The organism is Alloalcanivorax dieselolei B5, from assembly GCF_000300005.1.
Classification (GTDB): Bacteria; Pseudomonadota; Gammaproteobacteria; order Pseudomonadales; family Alcanivoracaceae; genus Alloalcanivorax; species Alloalcanivorax dieselolei.
Map to the genome: position 1 here is coordinate 2,413,871 of NC_018691.1, position 19,196 is coordinate 2,433,066.

Below are 19,196 nucleotides of genomic sequence, written 5' to 3' on the forward strand. Positions count from 1 at the left end.
GGAAAATCGATAAGGGACCGCTGACATGGATGTGATTGCCAGTCTGATGAGTGCGTTGTCCGCGCCGGGGCAGGGCGCTCGTTTATTGCAGCTCCAAACCCCGTTGGGGCCGGATGTTCTGGTGCCGGAAAGCTGCCACGGCATTGAGGCGGTTTCCGGCGCTGGTGTCTCCGCCGGCGCCGGCTTTCGCTTTGACATCACGGCACTGTCGGTGGACGCCCGTCTGCAGGCGGACGACCTGCTCGGGCAGCCGGTTCTGCTGACATTGCTCACCGCGGACTCACGGACGGATCGCCGCCCCTTCCATGGTCATGTAACCCATTTCGAGTATCTGGAGAGCAACGGTGGCCTGGCCCGTTATGCGCTGGTGATCGAGCCGTGGACCGTGTTTCTGCAGCAGTGGGTGGACAGTCATGTCTATCAGGACATGACGGCCATGGAAGCCCTCGACACCCTGTTCGGGCGATTGGCGGCCCGTGGTGGCGTGGTTGCGCCCCGCTGGCGCTGGGAATTGGCGGACAACGCGCTTTACCTCCGGCACAGTCTCGCCGCGCAACTGGAGGAAGACGGTCTGGACTTCATGACCCGAATCCTGTCGGAGCAGGGGCTGTTTTTCTGGTTCGAGCACCAGGTCGACAGCCATACGCTGGTGATCGCTGATTATAACAGCGCGTTCTCGGACCTTGGCGGGATCCGCTATCATCGCAGCGATGTCACCGAGCAGGAAGACGCCATCCAGCAATGGCGGCCGGGACGCCGCGCCCACGCCGCCGCCATCCGCCGGGCCAGCTGGGATTACCGGTCGCTGAAAACATTGTCCTCGCAACAAAACAGCGCGGATATGGCGTGGTCACGGGCGGAGGATGACGACAGCCCCACGGCCTATGCCTGGCACAATCAGGCGGAAACCGAATGGCGTAGCCGCCGCCACATTGAAGTCCTGGAAGCCGCCGGAAAACGGGTGGAAGGGAATGGAACCTGGCGGCGTCTGCGTCCCGGCGGGCAATTCCAGCTTCATCAGCACCCCGGATACGCAGAGGATGCCACCTTCCTCTGTCTGGCGGTAACACACGATGCTCGCAACAATTTAAGCTCGGATCTGATGGCGCAAGCCGATCAGCGATTCGAGACGCCACGGCCTGACTTTCCTGATGCGCCTGAGCGTCTCGGTGGCAGTGCCTTGCCATCTCCGGGCAGCGCACCGGAGTCTGATTTTTACCGTAATGATTTCGTCGCTCTGCAGGTGGATACGCCTTTTCGCCCCTTGGATACCAGGTCACGTCACGGCCAGTCCCGGATCCGTGGCCGGGGCCTGCACAGCGCGGTGGTGACCGCGGACAGTACGCCGGTGCACACCGACCGTGATCATCGCATCAAGATGCAATACCCCTGGCAACGAGGCGAAGGCGCCAGTAGTGGGGAATCCCACCCTGAAAACGGCATCGACAACGCTCCGGCCAGCGGTGGCGCCTGGACCTGGGTACGCACACTGACTCCATGGGCCGGCGAGGATTGGGGCGGTGTCGCCGTGCCCCGAACCGGACAGGAAAGTCTCACCCTGTTTCTGGAAGGCCAGCCGGAAAGACCCGTCGCCATCGGTACTGTTTACAACGGCCAGGGCAATGACGAGGCTCAACATAATCAGGTTGGAGGCGGTCTCGCCGGTGCCACGGGTAACGCCGCCCCCTGGTTCAGCGGAAACGATCACAAAGCGGTCTACACCGGTCTGAAGAGCCAGGCACTCTCCGCCAGTCAGCAAGGTAACAGCGGCCACCAATGGCTACTGATGGACAGCACCGAAGGTCAGGCCCGTACCGAAGCCGGCAGCACCCAACATCAGAGCCGTTTGAGCCTGGGCCACCTGAAAGGCGGGAATGACAACCTGCGGCAAGGAGAAAGAGGCTTTGGCGCCGACCTGAACACCACATCCACCGGAGCCCTTCGGGCCGGACAAGGTGTCCTGCTCAGCACGGAGGCGGGGCAATGGCAAATGAGCACCGATGGCGCGCAGGCGCGGCTGCAGGGCAATGCGGAGCTGTTGAAGACGCTCAACGACGCCGCGCGCAACCAGAACGCCGGGCAGGCAGGCGAAGCCGACGAATTGCCTTCCCAGAGATCATTAAGCAGCGTATTAACCACGCTCAAAGACACCCGGTCCGGCTCCGGAGGAGAGCAGGGCGGTGACGGCTCACCGCCCGGCTGGTCCCGTCCGCTGATCGTCGCCACCAGCCCGGATGGGCTGGCCAGCGTCACTCAGCAGGCACAAACTTGGATGGCGGGTACCACCACCACGCTGGTCAGCGGCGCGGACATCAACTGGATGAGCAAGAACCGCACCGTCATGACCGTGAGCGGCGGACTGAGCCTCTACAACAACGGCGCCTCGCCGGCCAGCGGCAAACCCAACCAGGAAAGCGGGATTCAACTGCACGCCGCCCAAGGTAAAGTCAGCGCCCGCGCCCCAAAACAACCCTTGACGCTCGCCGCAGCACAGGATGTCTCCCTGGCCAGCACCAACAGCCAGGCCACCCTGGCCGCCCCCAACCAACCGCTCCTGCTCGCCTCTGGCGGCGCCTACCTCAAACTCGATGGCGGCAACATCGAGCTAGGTGCTCCGGGCGGCGTGCATTTGCAGGCGGCGATGAAACAGTTTGTCGGGCCCGGTTCGGGGAGCGCGCAGGCGCAGATGTTGACGGGGGGTGATCTCGATGTTTGTGATGTCAATCTTGACGAGGCGGATAAGGCGGGAAGCTGGACTGTTGCTCTAGGGGCAATGGGGGCAGGGGAAGAGCAAAATGTGGGCGCCTATGATGAGGCGTTTCAGTTAACTGACCAGCAAACAGGCGAACCTCTGGTGAAGGTGCATTACCGTATCGTCAGGGCAGATGGCACGGCTGAAGAGGGGACGACCAATGAACAGGGAATGACCCATGTCGTAAATACAGACGTGCCGGAACAACTGACCATCGAAATTGAAGATCTCGAGGCTTGAATAATTTAATAACGGGTCAGGGTATGGATCAATCTTGGGCTCTAGCCTTGCCGGGATCGGTGATGGGAAGGCCGCAACAGTTTACACTATGAATGGCAATCAGGTTGTGATTCGACGCCAGATGGATGACATGCGATTCGACGATCTCACCGGCGCAATTGTTAATCCTATTCAGGTTCCCGCTGAAGCCTTGAAGGGACTAAAACCCGTGCCCCTGGCTCCTCAGTCATTGTCTTTGCAGGCGCAGCGGCTGCCGCAACTGGTATGGTTTGATGATATTCCAGACCCGCTGCGCGAGGCGTTGCCTAAGCGCATTGAGTATTGGAGGCGCAAAGGGGTGACGTTGCTTTGCGCATTAGTGGCTACAACGGCCAGTGTTGATGCCGTTACACGTCATCTCCAAGATCTGTTTTTTGCGCCTGCCTCTGACGATGGGACTGTTGCTTTGCGGCGATTTTATGACCCAAGAGTTTTCTCGCACCTCCCCTGGATACTGGATCGCCGCCAGATGATGTCCGTAATGGGGCCGATCAATGTATGGGCCTGGCCGGATGGGAGCGGGGGCTGGCAATATCATAAGAATGACGGCATGTTCGCTTTATCCAGGCCAAGCGTCGCTCGACTGAATTTTAGCCAAAAACAGAAAGTGACACTGTCACGACTCCCTTTGATAAATCAAGTATCAGAGGGGCTGTCTGCTTCCGCACCTGATTTCGATCAGGATGCAACCTTCTTTCGAACCGTCGATCAACTGCTGTCAGAGGCGAAAGAAAAGGGGATCGTGGATGACCGGGACTGTCGGTTGTATGTGACTCAGGCGTTCCAATTCGGTCCGGACATTCATAAGCATCCCGACATGGAAGCGCGCTGTATCAAGGCGACATCAAGCACTATCTCTTATGTTGAGGCCTGCTCTGATCTTAGCGACGAGATGCTGGCTCATTACGCGGTTGAAGGGAAAAGGGAGGTTCTATGACATCGGCACAGAATGGACAGTGCCCGTTTTGCAAGAAACAAGGGCTGCCTATATTGCCCTTGCGTTACGCGGTGGCTCGCGATGATCACGAAAGTGGCCCTTATGATCCAACCGTTCCGGAGGTTTCAGGTCCCTTTGGCGCTGATGTGCAGGACGTTCCTCTCCCTGAAGGACAGCATTACACCTTGCGCTTGCTCAGACCAGGTTACCTTTACGTTTTTAATGAAGTAGGGAAAAGTTGGAACGGATATCAGGTTACGGAGAATGGCTATTTATACCCTTACGTCACTGAACTGGACCATGCTTCTCTCCAAAGCATGAGCCCGGAGTCCCCGGAAAGCATTGATGTGCACTTGGTTCCGCCAACCGAAGAAAAAGAGTTTTCCTGTACTCGGGAGCCCAGCCATGCCCATCTGGCTCGTTGCATAATGATCCCCAACGCCGATGAGGCAGACGCAATCTATATGGTCTTCTCCGACGTTGCCTGGACCAAGCGAACCTGGCATGCCTATGCCAATGATGTGGACGGGCGGCGCAGCCGTATGCGGCGAATTTCCTTGGCCGGCTGGCAGGGCGGCAGCCAACCCCATATGCAGGAAATCCTGGAGGGACTTGTAAGCCAAACTGCCGAGTCACATTATCCCTGGCAGCCGCCCAGTTCACCTAAGCCAGTCGCCAAATCGGCTTCCGGTGAAAGAATCGCGACGATGGATACCATGCGCGTTTTTCCGTGTAGTGCTCTTGAGCATTCCATACAAGAGGTTCACGGTCTGCGCGAACAAGTACCGGGCTTAACGCAATGGGCGCGGGAGCAGGCCGAGTCGTCAGGTATGTCCCCGGCCATCGTCGCTCTGGAGGACCCGGTTGGCATCACCACCGATCTGGCCGGGCTATTGCGGGCCAAGTTCAAAACGTTTCTAGAGAGAGAGGACATTAAGCGACCGATTACCATAGCGTCGACGCTAAGCGGATTACAGGAAGCATTGGAGAATCAGGCTGAGCTTAACCGGATCCAGGGAGCAAAAGCGGTTGCGGTCGAAAGCATCTCGCCCTGGTATGACTTGCCCATTATGGCGACAAACAATACAGAAGCCGTTATAGAGCAATCCAACCAGGAAGAAGTCATGCGCAAATGGCACGAGCGCAAGCTGGCGCAGGATCGAGCCTATCGCATTGAATGGCAAGAGAAAGTTCGAGTAGCGGAGTCGGAGGCCATTGCCGAGCTCACTGCCGCTGATCTTGACCAGGCCAGACGGAACGCCTGGGGCAAGTATGGGGAAATGCTTAAAGAAGGGCAGCCCGATGAATGGCTGGAACAGACTTATAAACCCGCTCTTGAGGCGTTTGACCAAAACCAGCTGGCGCCCCTGGCCCAGGCCCACGCGACCTGGATGGAGAGCAGCAAGTTATTGGGCTACTTCGACGACCGCTACGACGCTGAGCGTATGGAGGATGGCCAGGCTTTTGCGGACACCCTGTTACTGTGCTTGCAGGACACGCAGCAATACGATGCCTGTCAGGCGCTCTACGAGCGTTGGCTGTCAGCGGAATCCATAGAGCGAGAGAATCTTCTGCTCAGGGCCATGGTGTTCAACCAGACGGCCATTCTGGAGCAGGTAAACCAGGAGGCAAGCCGGGGCTTGTCTGTGTCCGATCTGAAGAAACTGCCCTGGGATAAATTGATCACGGCCTATGAAAAGGCTATGGAGGAACTTTCCGATGCCGGACAGAGCGCTGCGGCACGGGTAGTGGCCGCGCTGATGGGGCCGGTGATGAAAGTCCTGGACATCGTCATGGATAAGGGCGTGGGGCCGCTCTTGATTTCCTTGGGGCTGGTCGGCAAAACCCCGGTGGTTTACAGCCGCGTCTCGGGCACCCTGGCGGAAGCGTTGGATGACTTCGTCCGACAACTTCGCCAGCTGAACCCGGCCTTTGCCGATATGGATCAACAGCTACTGAAAGACCGGATTGAGGTGAAATCCAGAGGAAGCAGACGCATCACACACGACCGCGCGCCCGGTGGGCGAGTGCTTGAACAGCGGGTCCAGATCGCGGCGGACCGTCTACAATTGTCGTCGGTGGAAGGGGGCCTGTCTGAACGTCTTCGGGCCAACGCGGCCGCCGATGCGGTTGTGGATATCGACGATTGGAACAAAAGCCCCATGTCCCGATGGCAAACCATGACCAGCGGGGACGTGCGAACCGGGATCGTCGGTGTCCTGCTTGGGTTCTGGTCCATGAAACAGCAAGGTGAAGCCATGGATAAAGCGGTCTATGAGGATCAACAGGTGGAATCCACATGGCGATTCGGCGCGGCGGTGGCGGGGGTGACGGAGGCTGTGGCCGGAACGGTTCATAGGATGCTGACTCGTGCTGAAATAGTGGGTGCCTGGACGGCCAGATTGGTGGGAAGTGCTGTGGAAAAGGTGCTCTTTTGGGGGACTAAAGCATTGGGGGTGGCTGCGGCACTTATTTCTGGTGTCTGGGATATTATAAGAGGGGAAGAAGAACGTGCTAAGCAGAATTATGGAATGTCTGTTCTCTACTATGTTTCCGCGGGAGCAACAATAGGTTCGTTTATGGCCTTTGGTGGTGTTTTCGGTGCAACGATCCTGGGGTTGAGCTCCACAGTTGTAGGGATAATTCTGGTTGGCGTGGTCTTGGTGGCTGCGGTTCTGATTTTGATGTTTCAGAATGATGATCTCCAGGACTGGCTGGAGCGATGTTACTTCGGAGGCTTGGGGCAAGGCGGAGAACCTGAGGACGATGCCCGCATGAACACCTTGGAAGAAGAAATGGCTGCATTGAATTCCTTGCTTGAGGTCGAGGCCTAGCATGCTGTCTGACTATACCGGTCTAGGTAGGAATGCCTATAAAGTAAATCGTCCCCTTACCCCTGACGAGAAAGCGAGTCGGTTGTCAAAAGACCGGCGCTGGACGGATGAACCTCCCAACGATGAAGCATTACTGATCAAAATTAACAGCACTTACTTGGAGATAGTGGACCGATGGTATTGGCAAAAAGGGCAGATCCAGGTTTTTACGCTGGTTTCCTTTTTAATGTTTGCAATTTCTCCGGTTTATTTCCTAATGATGGAGCTGCAAAGGGCTGAAAGGGGGTGGGATGCTTGGGCTTTTCTTCTCTTTACGTTTCTTCTAGGTTGGGGTCTGGCCTGGGCCATCTGGAAAGGCATGAGAATGGAAATCTTTGCCTACACCCATTACCCCATACGTCTGAACAGAAAGAACCGGATGGTGTACGCCTTTCGCACTGATGGTACCGTGATTCGGGCGCCCTGGGACGACCTGTTTCTTCATATCGGGGAAGGGACGGTGCCGACGGTGGGCACCACCTACGATATCCGTGCCCATGTGCTTGATGAGGATGGTGTCACGGTAAAAGACACCTTTACTCTGGCGTATCCGGGTTTCCTTACCGGCAAGAATGATTTGCCGCGTTTGATGCGTGTGGGGGAATATGTCCGCCGGTATATGGAAGAACCGGATGGGGTGAAGAAGAATGCGGAGTACAGCATGTTGTTCAACCCGGTGGAGGGCCGCAGGGAAGGCATTCACTGGAGCTTGATCCGCGCTTTCGCGCCGTCGTCGCGGTATCCCTGGCTTCAGCTACTGTTTTCGATGGTTTTTTCGCTATTCTTCCTGGGCCGCTGGTTGACCATGCTGACCTGCAAGGTGCCGGTCTGGCCGGAGGAGATCGAAGAGGAATGCAAGATTGAAGCGGATGATCCGTACCGGAAGGATGCGAGCAACAACCCAAAATTCGGATTCCTGGAGGGGCCCTGGCTGGTGATCTGTGTTTTGACCGGCCTCGCGGTGCTTGCGTGGGTGCTTGTTAAATACTCGCCGCTGTCGCTTCTGTTTTCCGGTTAGGGCGTTTTCTGTAGAGGCTATTTTCCGGACTGCTAACTGTAGAGATAGCCTGGCTGCAGACTTGAAGGATGAGCAACAGCACAGGGACCAAACGATGGCAAACTATGTGCAAGTAGGACAATCACGGACTTCTGCCACGACCAATACCCAAAGGGCGGTGGTTAAAGTTGGTGTCAGGCCTTTTTATGTATTGATGTATGGTGAGCCCGGTATCCGGAAAAATGCTGGGAAAGTCTTTCAATGGGCAGCGGAAACCAAGGCCAGGGAGCTTGAAGAGCAAGAAAACGCCGAAACCCGGGTCACTCCGGTGACGAATTTTGAGGAGTTCAAAGCGGCAATCGAAGGGGCTGCCCCGGGAACACCGCCTCTTTTGGCTCGTGCCGTAAGTGGTGTTTACTTCTTTGGTCACGCAAGTAGCCAGGCTATTTTTGTCGGGGAGAACGCTTGGGCCGGGACGAATGTCGATCTGTCAAATGTGTTCGGCCTTACTCCAGGCAATCTGCGTAAAAGTGCGAATGTTTGGCTCTATTGTTGTAATGCTGGTAATCCTGCCAGTGGAATGCCATGTATCGCGGAATTAATGGCGGATATTGTCAGGCGTGATGTGTACGCATTCAGTAGTGGCATGCACTATCAAAACTCTCCAGAGCTTCGGGGGCTGGCATTGGCTAAGCCACTGAAAGACCGCAAACCTATGTATTTGGTGCCGGATAATGGCAAGCCGGCAACCCTTTTCCCCAAGCCAGAGAGTCATGGGAGTAAAGAAGAAAAATATATCGGGCCCGAACAGCCTTAGCGAAGGCTTGCCGCCATGGATAACCTTGCCCTGTCTACAAGTCCCTGAAAGCCACCTTGCCAGGCCTCCAGCGCACGCTCCCGCTACTCCCTTTCTGACACCTCCGTTTCTGGGCTAAAAGTGTGCGGCATGTCTCGTTTTTTGCCCCTCACACGGGCCGGGCCCCGCTTGGGGTTTGGCCCTTTCGTCCTTTCTGTTAGCCTACGAATTTAGTCTTATTCCCGTTTTGGGGGGGAATACAACAAAAGCGCCTGTAGGCACGCATGGGGACGCGTTAATGAGGTGGTTTCAGAATCTGTCCGTCCGGCTGAAGATTCTCGCCGTGGCGGTTTTGGGGATTGTGCTTTTTCTCGCTTACTTTTTGTACAGCTACTATATCGCCGCGACCAATATCGACCACTTGAGTCGCATCGAGAACCATGATTTTCCGGTGCTGGAGTTGGTGAACGCCAATAATCTGGAGTTCGTGGGGATCGCTGACGCTTACAGTACGGCCATCGCCCAGATCGATGAACGGCCGCTGGATGAGGCCAGGGTCCGTTCCGATCAGTTCCTGGAGCGGCTTGGCGATATCGATCGGCTGGATCCGGCGTTGACGGATGATGTGGACAAAATCCGCATGTCCTTCATCAATTATCTGAACGAGGCAACCGGCCTGGCCGAGGCGCTGATCGAAGACCCCATGACCCTGGTGAACAGCTACGCCTGGCTGGATCGGGTGGAGTTGCTGGAGCGTCAGCTCAAGCAGGTGCAGGATGAGTTCCAGGCCGAGCGCTATGAGGCTTTCCGGGACACTCTGCTGCGCAGCCGTGAAGATAACCGCAGCACGCAGATGATCGGTCTGGCACTGGGTGTGATGGCCTTTACCCTGCTGGGTTGGATTGCCTTGCGGGTGACGCGCTCCATCACCAGGCCATTGGAGGATGCGGTGGGGGCCGCGGACAGTATCGCCAATGGCAATTGGGATACCGCGATCCAGAGCGAAAGCCGGGACGAGACCGGCCATTTGATCCGTGCCATCCGCAAGATGCGGGACACCATCAAACATCGCATCGAGGACGAAAAACGTCAGGAACAGATCAAGACCCGCCTCTCCCAACTGGGGGATCTGATGCGTGGCGACATGGCCATCGACAAGCTCGGCAGCAATCTGCTGGGCTACGTGATTCCCACCTTGAACGCTCAGATTGGTGCCTTTTATACCTTCGATGTGGAGCGCGAGCGCCTGTATATGCGCGCGGCCTATGCCATGCAGCGCCGCAAGCACCTGGCCAATGATTTCGCTCTGGGTGAGTCCCTGGTCGGTCAGTGTGGGCTCGAGGGAAAACCCATTATTCTCGAAGAAGTCCCGGAGGATTACATCCTGGTGTCGTCCGGCACGGGCAACGCGGTGCCCCGTAATCTGATGGTCATTCCCATCTTCCATGAGGAGGAACTCAAGGGGGTGCTGGAGATCGGCTCGTTCCGGCGCTTCGAAGAGGATGATCTGACGTTCCTCGAGCAAGGGGTGGAACTGATCGGGGTGGCGCTGCATAGCGCGCAGAACCGGTTGCGTTTGGGGGAAATGCTGACCCGCACCCAGGAGCAGGCCAAGGAATTGAGTCTGCAGAAGGAGGAGATGACCCGGGCCAACCAGGATCTGGAACGCCAGGCTTCCGAGTTGGCGGCGTCCGAATCGCGCCTGCAGCAGCAACAGGAAGAGCTCAAGGCCATCAACGAGGAGCTGGAGTCGCAAACCCAGGCATTACGGGCTTCGGAGGAGTCATTGCAGGCGCAGCAGGAAGAGCTGCGGGTGACCAATGAGGAGCTGGAGGCCCAGGCGCGCATGCTCAGTGAGCAAAAAGGGGAGATGTCGCGCAAGAATACCGAGTTGGAGACGCTCCATGAGGAGCTGGAGGACAAGGTCAAGGAACTGGAGCTGTCGTCCAAGTACAAATCCGAGTTCCTCTCCACCATGTCCCACGAGCTGCGTACTCCGCTGAACTCGATCCTGATTCTGTCCAACGCCCTGGGGCAGAACAAGAAAGGCAACCTGGAAGAGAAGCAGGTGGAGCATGCTCAGGTGATTCATTCCGCCGGTTCCGACCTGCTGTCGCTGATCAACGACATCCTCGATATCTCCAAGATCGAGGAAGGCAAAATGGACGTGGTCATTGATGAGATCACGCCTCAGGACGTCTCTGATTACTTCCAGCGTCATTTCACCCATGTGGCTGAAAACAAGGGCGTGGGCTTCAATGTGGTGATTGAGGAGGAGGTGCCGCTGCATTTTTATACCGACAAGCAGCGGCTGGAACAGATCGTCAAGAACCTGCTCTCCAATGCTCTCAAATTCACTGATGAAGGCAGCGTAACGCTGACCATCGCCCGGCCGGCCGAGGATGAACGCATTCCCGGGCGGACCCTGGAACGCGACAGCACCGTGTGTTTTGCCGTCACCGATACTGGTGTGGGCATCGCCGAGGATAAGCAGAAACTGATCTTCGAGGCCTTCCAGCAGGCCGATGGCACCACCAGCCGCAAATATGGCGGCACCGGACTGGGGTTGACCATTTCCAGGGAACTGGCCCGTCTGCTGGGCGGGGAAATTGGCCTGCGCAGTGATGGGCTGGGGCAGGGCGCGACCTTCACTCTGTACTTGCCGGAAGGGGAGGCGCTGGGAGCCGAGGCCGCGCTGGAGGAGAGCATGGACGTGGGCGCCAACGCCGAAGCGCACACCGCCCCCACCGCGCCCCTCGCCGTGGAGCCGTCAGCGGAAGAATATGTGGTCCGGGAGAAGACCGTGCTGGTGGTGGAGGACGACCGTGAGTTCGCCAATGTGCTGGTGGATCTGGCGGCGGACTATGGGCTGGAGAGCCATATCTGTGTTGACGGCGAAAGCGGCTTGGAATACGCCAGCCGTTACCGTCCCAGCGCCATTATTCTGGACATCGGCCTGCCGGGTATCGACGGCTGGGAGGTAATGGAACGTCTCAAGGCGGACCCACGTACCCAGGACATTCCGGTGCACTTCCTGTCCGGCAAGGATGAGCGCAAGAAAGCGCTGGATCTGGGCGCCATCGACTTCCTGACCAAGCCGGTCAGCCAGGAGCAGATGCTGTCCGCGTTCGGCACCATCGAGCAGGCCATCGAAAAGAATGTCCGCCGCCTGTTGGTGGTGGAGGACAGCGAGGCACAGCACGCCAGCATCCGTGAGCTGTTCGATCAGAAGGGCGTTGAAATTACCGCGGTAACCAGCGGCGAGGACGCATTGGCGGCATTGGGCGAACGGGTCTACGACTGCATGATTCTGGACCTGACCCTGCCGGATATGACCGGCTTCGAACTGCTGGAGCGCCTGCACGAAGGTGACGAGAACGAGGCCCTGCCGGTGGTGATCTACACCGGCAAGGATCTGACCCGGGAAGAAGAGGCCAGGCTGCGCAAGTACGCGGACCGCATCATTCTCAAGACGGAGCGTTCCCACGAGCGATTGCTTAACGAGGCCTCGCTGTTCCTGCACTGGCTGGAATCCACTTTGCCGAGCCATCGGCGCGGCAATCCGGAGCTGATCGAGCACCGCGATGACATCTTCGAGGGCAAGCGGCTGCTGTTGGTGGACGACGATATGCGCAACATCTATGCACTGTCCGCTCAACTGGAAGAACTGGGCTTTGATATCGAGATTGCCAATAACGGCCGTGAAGCCATTGAAGCCCTGGAGGCGTCACCGCAAACGGATATCGTACTGATGGACATCATGATGCCGGAGATGGACGGTTATCAGGCGATGGGGCATATCCGGAAGCAACCCGAGTTCGCTGCACTGCCGATCCTGGCCCTCACCGCCAAGGCGATGAAGGATGACCGGGCCAAGTGCCTGGAGGCGGGAGCCAATGACTACTGCTCCAAACCCATCGACATGAGCAAGCTGACCTCGCTGATGCGGGTCTGGCTGCACCGCTAGGAGGGCATCCCGTGCAGCAGTCCATGGACGTGATCGACGACGATCAGATTCAAATCGAGGATATCGAGATCCGCTTGTTGCTGGAGGCGATCTACCAGCTCTACGGCTATGACTTTCGCGCCTACAGCCGGGCTTCCATGCGGCGCCGGGTGATGCATCGGCTGACCATGTCCGGCTTTCCCTCGGTGACGCAAATGACGGAACGGGTGCTGCGGGATCGCCAGTTTTTCGTCACTCTGCTCAATGACCTGACCGTCAACGTGACGGAAATGTACCGGGACCCGGAATTTTATCGCGCCTTCCGCGAGGAGGTGGTTCCGGTATTGAAGACGTTTCCCTTCATCAAGATCTGGCACGCTGGCTGCTCCACCGGCGAGGAAATTTATTCCATGGCCATTCTGCTGGAGGAGGAGGGGCTGTACGACCGGGCCATGTTGTACGCCACCGACATCGACAAGAACGTGCTGATGGCGGCAAAGAAAGGGATCTATCCCATCGATGCCTTCAAGCAGTACACCGAGAACTACCGCCGGGCCGGCGGCCGCAAGTCGCTGTCCGAGTACGCCACGGCGCGTTACGACAGTGTGATCATGGAGCAACGGTTAAAGCGCAACATCGTTTTTGCCGATCATGATCTGGCGACGGACCAGGTGTTCGGCGAGATGCATGTGATCTTGTGCCGCAATGTACTGATCTACTTTGACCGGCCGTTACAGGAACGGGTAATCCGCCTGTTCGACGACAGCCTGGATCTGGGCGGTTTCCTTTGCCTGGGGACCAAGGAAAGCCTGCGTTTCAGTGGGAACGAGGACGCCTTCGACGTGATCAACAAGTCGCTGCGCATCTTCCGTAAGCGACAGATCCCACATAACGCCTAAACCGAGAAGAATGATGATCGAGCAGAAGCTGCTTTTGGTCGATGACCAACCCGCCAATCTGGTATCCCTGGAAGCCATTCTGGAGGAGGAAGGACGCGTGTTGCTCAAGGCCGAGTCCGGTCAGGCCGCCTTGAGGATCATGCTCAGGGAGGACATTTCGCTGGTGCTGCTGGATGTGCAGATGCCGGGCATGGACGGTTTCGAAGTGGCGGAGCTGATGCGTCAGCGCAAGGATACCCAGACCATTCCGATTATTTTCGTGACGGCTATCTCCAAAGAGAAAAAGTACGTGTTCAAGGGCTATCAGGCCGGCGCCGTGGATTACTTGTTCAAGCCGCTGGATCCGCTGATTCTGAAAAGTAAAGTCAACTTCTTCCTGGAACTGGACCGGCAACGCCGGGACCTGCTTGCCAAGCTGAAGGAAGCCCAGGCCCACCGCGCTGCCTATGAGGCGGAGAAGGCCCGCATGCAACGGGAACGTGGAGGCGGCTCCGGTACGTCCTGAAGACGATAAGGCGGGGAGCAGGAGCGAAAGGGAGCGGATGGCAATGATACGACACCGGCAAGCCAGTGGGCGTGGTGCCGGCCGGGCGCCATGCGCCGGGCGGTGAAAGCGGTGGTAATGGGGGCGTCCTGGGGGGGATTGAACGCCTTCTCCACGATTCTGGCCGGTTTGCCGGCGCGGTTTCCGGCCGCCGTGCTGCTGGTCCAGCATCAACACGCCAGCGCCGACAACCGGCTGGCGTGGTTGTTGTCCCGCTACAGCACCTTGCCGGTACGGGCTCCGGAGGATAAGGAAGAGATTCTGCCTGGTCACGTTTATGTGGCGCCGCCGGGGTACCACATGCTGGTCAACGAGGACGACACCGTGGCACTTTCCACCTATCGGCCGGTGCATTTTTCCCGGCCGTCCATTGATGAGCTGTTCTTCTCCGCGGGTCATGCCTATGGCGCGGCGCTGGTTGGCGTATTGTTGACTGGCGCCAACGACGACGGCTCCGACGGTCTCGATTATATCCGTCGGCGCGGCGGCCACACTCTGGTGCAGTCACCGCAAAGCAGCGAGGCGCCGGTGATGCCCGAGGCGGCGATAATAAAAGGCGCGGCGCGGGAGGTGCTCGATCTGGAACGGATCGGGCCGTACCTGGCGGACTATTTGGTTGGGCTGTGACATGAAAAAACAGAATATTCTGGTCGTGGACGACCGTCAGGAGAATCTGGTCGCCATGGAGGCGGTGCTGGAAGGGGAGGATCGTAACCTGATCATGGCGAAATCCGGTGATGAGGCCCTGGCGCGGGCGCTCAAATATGATCTCGCGCTGATTCTGCTCGACGTGCAAATGCCGGACATGGATGGCTTTGAGGTCGCCACGCTGTTGCGACAGAACCGCCGTACCCGGCACATTCCCATCATTTTCGTCACCGCCATTTCCAAGGATCAGAGCTACGTCTTCAAGGGTTATCAGCACGGCGCGGTGGACTACCTGTTCAAGCCGGTGGATGAACAAATCCTGGAAGCCAAGGTCAATGTCTTCCTGGAGCTGGATCGTCAGCGCTGGCGCTTGCGGCAAGCCGTGGTGCAGATGAAACGGCTCAAGGACGAGAACGAGCGTTTGCTGCAGGCGCTGGGAGACGCGGTCATCGGCACCGACGCGGACGGCGTGGTCAGTTTCTGTAACGCTTCCGCCTGTGCCTTGCTGGACCGCGAACGGGATTCGCTGCTGAGCCGGCCGATCACGCAAGTACTGCCTATCGTCGCAGGTGACGACAGCAGCGCAAGCTGGCAGGATAGCCCCATATTCGCCCGCTGCTCGCAAGGGGAAGCCTGGGAAGGCGATTTGACCCTGGAAAGCGACAGCGAGGATGCGCCTCAATACCTGCGGGTTCACGCCAATCCGGTGTGTCGTCAGGACGATCCGTTCACCGGGACGGTCTTCGTGCTGCGGCCACGCCATGGCGAGGAACCGATGCGCGGGCCGGAGCGCCGCAAGCATCCCCGTAAACAGATGTTTCGGGAATTGGTGGTGTTTGATCGGGGCACCGGTGGTAATGTGGGCAGGCTGACCAATCTGAGCCTGGGCGGGTTCCGGCTGGCCATGCGCCGTGATGCGGCGCCCGGCGAGCACTGGGAACTGGGCATGGTGCTTCCGGATCGAATCGGAGACGTGAACACCATGAGCTTCGATGCCCGGGTGGTGTGGAGTGAGCAGGGAACCGGTCCTTCGGAATATCACGGGGGGTTCCAGTTCCTGGATCTCTCGGAGGCGAATCGGGAGATTGTGGAGACGTTAATGAACAGGTATTGACCATGAGCGAAGCAGTCCTGGAAGGCACCGAAGAACGGCAACTGGCCGATATGGAAGAAATGCAGGATGGCCCCTTGCTGTTGCCCTACGGTTTCGCGCGCCGCTTCGGTGTGCTGCTGAGGGAAAAAGAAGGGCGCCAGGAGTTATGCTGCCGCCGTGGCGCGAATCTGTCCGCGCTGTCCGAAGTGCAACGCTGGCTGGGCGCCTTGCCCCCGGTGGTGACGTTGGATGACGGCGCTTTCAATACCGCCATGGCGCTGACCTATGAACAACAGCGCGGCGCCGCGGCGGAAGCCGCCGACAACCTGGAAGGCCTGGACCTGGCCAGCCTGGCGGATTCTCTGCCGGAAACCTCCGATCTGCTGGAACAGGAAGACGACGCGCCGATCATTCGCCTGATCAATGCCCTGTTTCAGGAAGCGATCCGCGAGAACGCCTCCGATATCCATATCGAAACCTTTGAACGCCGCCTGGTGGTGCGCATGCGCGTGGACGGCGTGCTGCGCGAAGTGCTGACGCCGAAACGGGAACTGGCACCGCTGCTGGTATCCCGGATCAAGGTTATGGCGCGCATGGACATCGCCGAAAAACGGGTTCCCCAGGACGGTCGTATTTCCCTGCGGCTCGGCGGCCGCGATGTGGATGTGCGGGTATCGACCATGCCCTCCAGCAATGGCGAACGGGTAGTGCTGCGTCTGCTGGACAAACAGGCCGGGCGGCTGCAAGTCTCCCATTTGGGCATGGGCAAAGAGTGTGATTCGCGCATGCGCGAACTGATCCACAAACCCCACGGCATCATTCTGGTTACCGGGCCCACCGGTTCCGGTAAAACCACCACGCTGTACGCGTCCCTGACCGAACTGAACGAATCCACCCGTAATATTCTTACCGTGGAAGACCCGATCGAATATCAGCTCGAAGGGATCGGCCAGACCCAGGTCAATTCCAAGGTGGACATGACCTTCGCCCGTGGTTTGCGGGCGATTCTCCGCCAGGATCCGGACGTAGTGATGGTGGGGGAGATTCGCGACCTGGAAACCGCCGAAATTGCGGTGCAGGCATCACTGACCGGGCACCTGGTGCTTTCCACCCTGCACACCAATACCGCGGTGGGCGCGGTGACCCGTCTGCAGGACATGGGTATCGAACCCTTCCTGCTCTCCAGCTCCCTGCTCGGAGCCCTGGCCCAACGGCTGGTGAGAGTGTTGTGCGACGACTGCAAGGAAGGCCATGAGCCGACCGAAAGCGAGCGCGAGTTAATGGGGCTGGCACCGGACCAGGACGCCATCCTGTATCGTCCGGTGGGCTGTGAAAAATGCAATCATCAAGGTTATCGCGGGCGTACCGGCATCTATGAGCTGGTGATCATCGATGAGCCCATGCGTCAGTTGATTCATGACCGCGCCGGTGAACTGAAACTGGCCCGCCATGCCCGCACCCTGACGCCGAGTATCCGTGATGACGGCTGGCGCAAGGTGCTGGCAGGAGAAACCACCATCGAGGAAGTGTTGCGGGTCACTCGGGAAGACTGATTCGCCACCTTCAATAAGACGCCGGAAAGGCGCATGGAGAAATGTCGTGAAGTATGGAATTCGAGCAATCGGAGACGCCCCGCAAGCGCCTGTCATGCCATGGTCATGGTTTGCGGCGACAGTGCCCCCACTTTGCGCCTCTGGGCACGCAGTAACAGGCCGCCATCATGCCCGCGTTTGAATACCGTTCCCTGGATCACCGGGGCAAAGTCAAAAAAGGCACCGCCGAGGCCGACAGCGCCCGCCAGGTCCGCCAACAGCTGCGGGACAAAGGCTGGGTGCCGCTGGAAGTGGTGGAAACCCGCGACCGGGGCGGGCAGGGCGGACTGCGTCTGTCCGGCGGTTCCAACAAACTCAAGGGTGCTGAGCAGGCACTGGTGACGCGCCAACTGGCGACGCTGCTCAAATCCGGCCTGCCGGTGGAGCAGGCGCTGTCCGCGGTGGCCAAGCAGGCCGCCAACCCGCGTGTCGAACGGATCATGATGGCGGTTCGCGCCAAGGTTCTGGAAGGCTTCAGTCTGGCCCGCGCCCTGGCGGAGTTCCCGCGTGCCTTCCCGGAAATGTATCGGGCCACGGTGGCGGCCGGCGAGCAGAGCGGCCACCTGGAGCAAGTGCTCGAGCAACTGGCCGATTACCTGGAGACCCGCCATGACACTGGCCGTTCGGTGTCGCAGGCGATGATTTACCCGGCTTTCATCATGGTCTTCTCCATGGTGTTGATCGGCTTTTTGATGACTTTCGTGGTGCCCAAAATGGTGGCGGTGTTTGAAAACCGCGATCAGAAACTGCCCGCCATTACCGAGGTGGTGATCTGGCTCAGTGATTTTTCCCGCGACTGGGGCTGGCTGGTGGTACTGGTTGTAATCGGCGCCATCACGTTGTTTGCCCGGGCCCTGCGCGAACCCGGGTTTCGCCTGCGCGTGCATCGGCGTTTGGTCAATATTCCTTTGGTGGGTACCATGCTGCGCGCTTCGGACGCCGCCCGCCTGGCCAGCACCCTGGGCATTCTCGGCCGCTCCGGCGTACCGTTGGTGGACGCTCTGTTCATTGCCGCCCAAGTGGTCGGCAATCTGGCCATCCGCGAGGCGGTCAAGAATGCGGCGGCGCGGGTTCGCGAGGGCGGCAACCTCAGCCGTGCGCTGGACAAGAGTGGTTTCTTCCCGCCCATGCTGGTGCAGATGATCGCCAGCGGCGAGACCTCCGGCGAGCTGGATCATATGCTCACCCGGGCGGCGGATTACCAGGAACGGGAGCTCAATAGTACGGTCAGTACTCTTGTGGGACTGCTGGGGCCGATCATGCTGCTGGTGATGGCGGGATTCGTGATTATGATTGTCCTGGCGGTGATGCTGCCGATCATGCAGATGAACAATTTCATGGCGGGATAATCCCCTTTTTCTCAGGTGCTCGATAACGTAAAGAAGGTGAACAGATGAAAACCAAGCGACGGAACCAGCGCGGTTTTACCCTCCTGGAAATCATGGTGGTAGTGGCGATTCTCGGCCTGCTGGCGGCGATGATCGTGCCCAACGTGATCGGTCAGGGCGAACAGGCGAAGGTCGATATCGCCAAGACCAACATGTCCCGCATTGTCCAGCAACTGGATATGTACAAGTTCAACAATGGCCGCTATCCGAGCACCGAGGAAGGTATCCGGGCTCTGGTGGAGCGTCCGGCGTCGGCGAAAAAATGGCCCGAGGGTGGCTATTTGCCGCAGATCCCCCAGGATCCCTGGGGTAATGATTACGTCTATCTGAGCCCGGGCGTGGACGGTCCTTTCGACCTTTACTCCCTGGGAGCGGACGGTGCTGAAGGCGGCACCGGTGTGGACGCCGACATCAGCTGGCGCGACAGCAGCAACTGAGGCTGGCGACTGACG

The 19,196-nt window shown here is 58.6% G+C and carries 13 protein-coding genes; all 13 read left to right on the forward strand.

Going from position 1 to position 19,196, the window contains the following annotated elements; translation table 11 throughout:
• Positions 1–25: 25 nt before the first annotated feature.
• The 13 genes from B5T_RS10845 to gspG all read left to right on the forward strand — a co-directional run bounded on the left by B5T_RS10845 (position 26) and on the right by gspG (position 19,181).
• On the forward strand, positions 26–2,992 hold the full coding sequence (locus B5T_RS10845; RefSeq protein WP_014994546.1) for a type VI secretion system Vgr family protein: 2,967 nt from the start codon (positions 26–28) through the stop codon (positions 2,990–2,992).
• Between the two features lie 88 nt (positions 2,993–3,080).
• Positions 3,081–3,968, forward strand: a complete 888-nt coding sequence (locus B5T_RS10850; RefSeq protein WP_148279251.1) for a DUF4123 domain-containing protein — start codon at positions 3,081–3,083, stop codon at positions 3,966–3,968.
• Positions 3,965–6,802 (forward strand): T6SS effector BTH_I2691 family protein, encoded by a 2,838-nt coding sequence (locus B5T_RS10860; protein WP_014994548.1) that lies wholly within the window; start codon positions 3,965–3,967, stop codon positions 6,800–6,802. The genes B5T_RS10850 and B5T_RS10860 overlap by 4 nt, the downstream gene beginning before the upstream one ends.
• A 1-nt stretch (position 6,803) precedes the next feature.
• Positions 6,804–7,859, forward strand: coding sequence for a DUF6708 domain-containing protein (locus B5T_RS10865; RefSeq protein ID WP_148279252.1), 1,056 nt, complete (start codon positions 6,804–6,806; stop codon positions 7,857–7,859).
• A 94-nt stretch (positions 7,860–7,953) separates the two neighbouring features.
• Positions 7,954–8,655 (forward strand): hypothetical protein, encoded by a 702-nt coding sequence (locus B5T_RS23195; protein ID WP_014994550.1) that lies wholly within the window; start codon positions 7,954–7,956, stop codon positions 8,653–8,655.
• Positions 8,656–8,932: 277 nt separating this feature from the next.
• Positions 8,933–12,601 (forward strand): response regulator, encoded by a 3,669-nt coding sequence (locus B5T_RS10870; protein WP_014994551.1) that lies wholly within the window; start codon positions 8,933–8,935, stop codon positions 12,599–12,601.
• A gap of 23 nt (positions 12,602–12,624) precedes the next feature.
• Positions 12,625–13,479, forward strand: a complete 855-nt coding sequence (locus tag B5T_RS10875) for a CheR family methyltransferase (protein ID WP_041717506.1) — start codon at positions 12,625–12,627, stop codon at positions 13,477–13,479.
• A gap of 13 nt (positions 13,480–13,492) precedes the next feature.
• On the forward strand, positions 13,493–13,984 hold the full coding sequence (locus B5T_RS10880; protein WP_041716985.1) for a response regulator: 492 nt from the start codon (positions 13,493–13,495) through the stop codon (positions 13,982–13,984).
• Between the two features lie 90 nt (positions 13,985–14,074).
• Positions 14,075–14,650, forward strand: a complete 576-nt coding sequence (locus B5T_RS10885; RefSeq protein WP_014994554.1) for a chemotaxis protein CheB — start codon at positions 14,075–14,077, stop codon at positions 14,648–14,650.
• Between the two features lies 1 nt (position 14,651).
• The gene (locus tag B5T_RS10890; protein ID WP_041716986.1) at positions 14,652–15,785 is read left to right on the forward strand and encodes a response regulator; all 1,134 of its coding nucleotides are present in this window, start codon (positions 14,652–14,654) and stop codon (positions 15,783–15,785) included.
• Positions 15,786–15,835: 50 nt separating this feature from the next.
• A complete protein-coding gene (gene gspE, locus B5T_RS10895; RefSeq protein WP_041717507.1) occupies positions 15,836–17,317 on the forward strand; it encodes a type II secretion system ATPase GspE in 1,482 nt (493 codons plus the stop codon).
• 167 nt (positions 17,318–17,484) lie between these two features.
• Entirely contained in the window at positions 17,485–18,705 is a 1,221-nt protein-coding gene (gene gspF / locus B5T_RS10900; protein ID WP_014994557.1) for a type II secretion system inner membrane protein GspF, read from the forward strand.
• A gap of 44 nt (positions 18,706–18,749) precedes the next feature.
• Entirely contained in the window at positions 18,750–19,181 is a 432-nt protein-coding gene (gspG, locus tag B5T_RS10905) for a type II secretion system major pseudopilin GspG (RefSeq protein WP_014994558.1), read from the forward strand.
• The last annotated feature ends 15 nt before the right edge of the window (positions 19,182–19,196 follow it).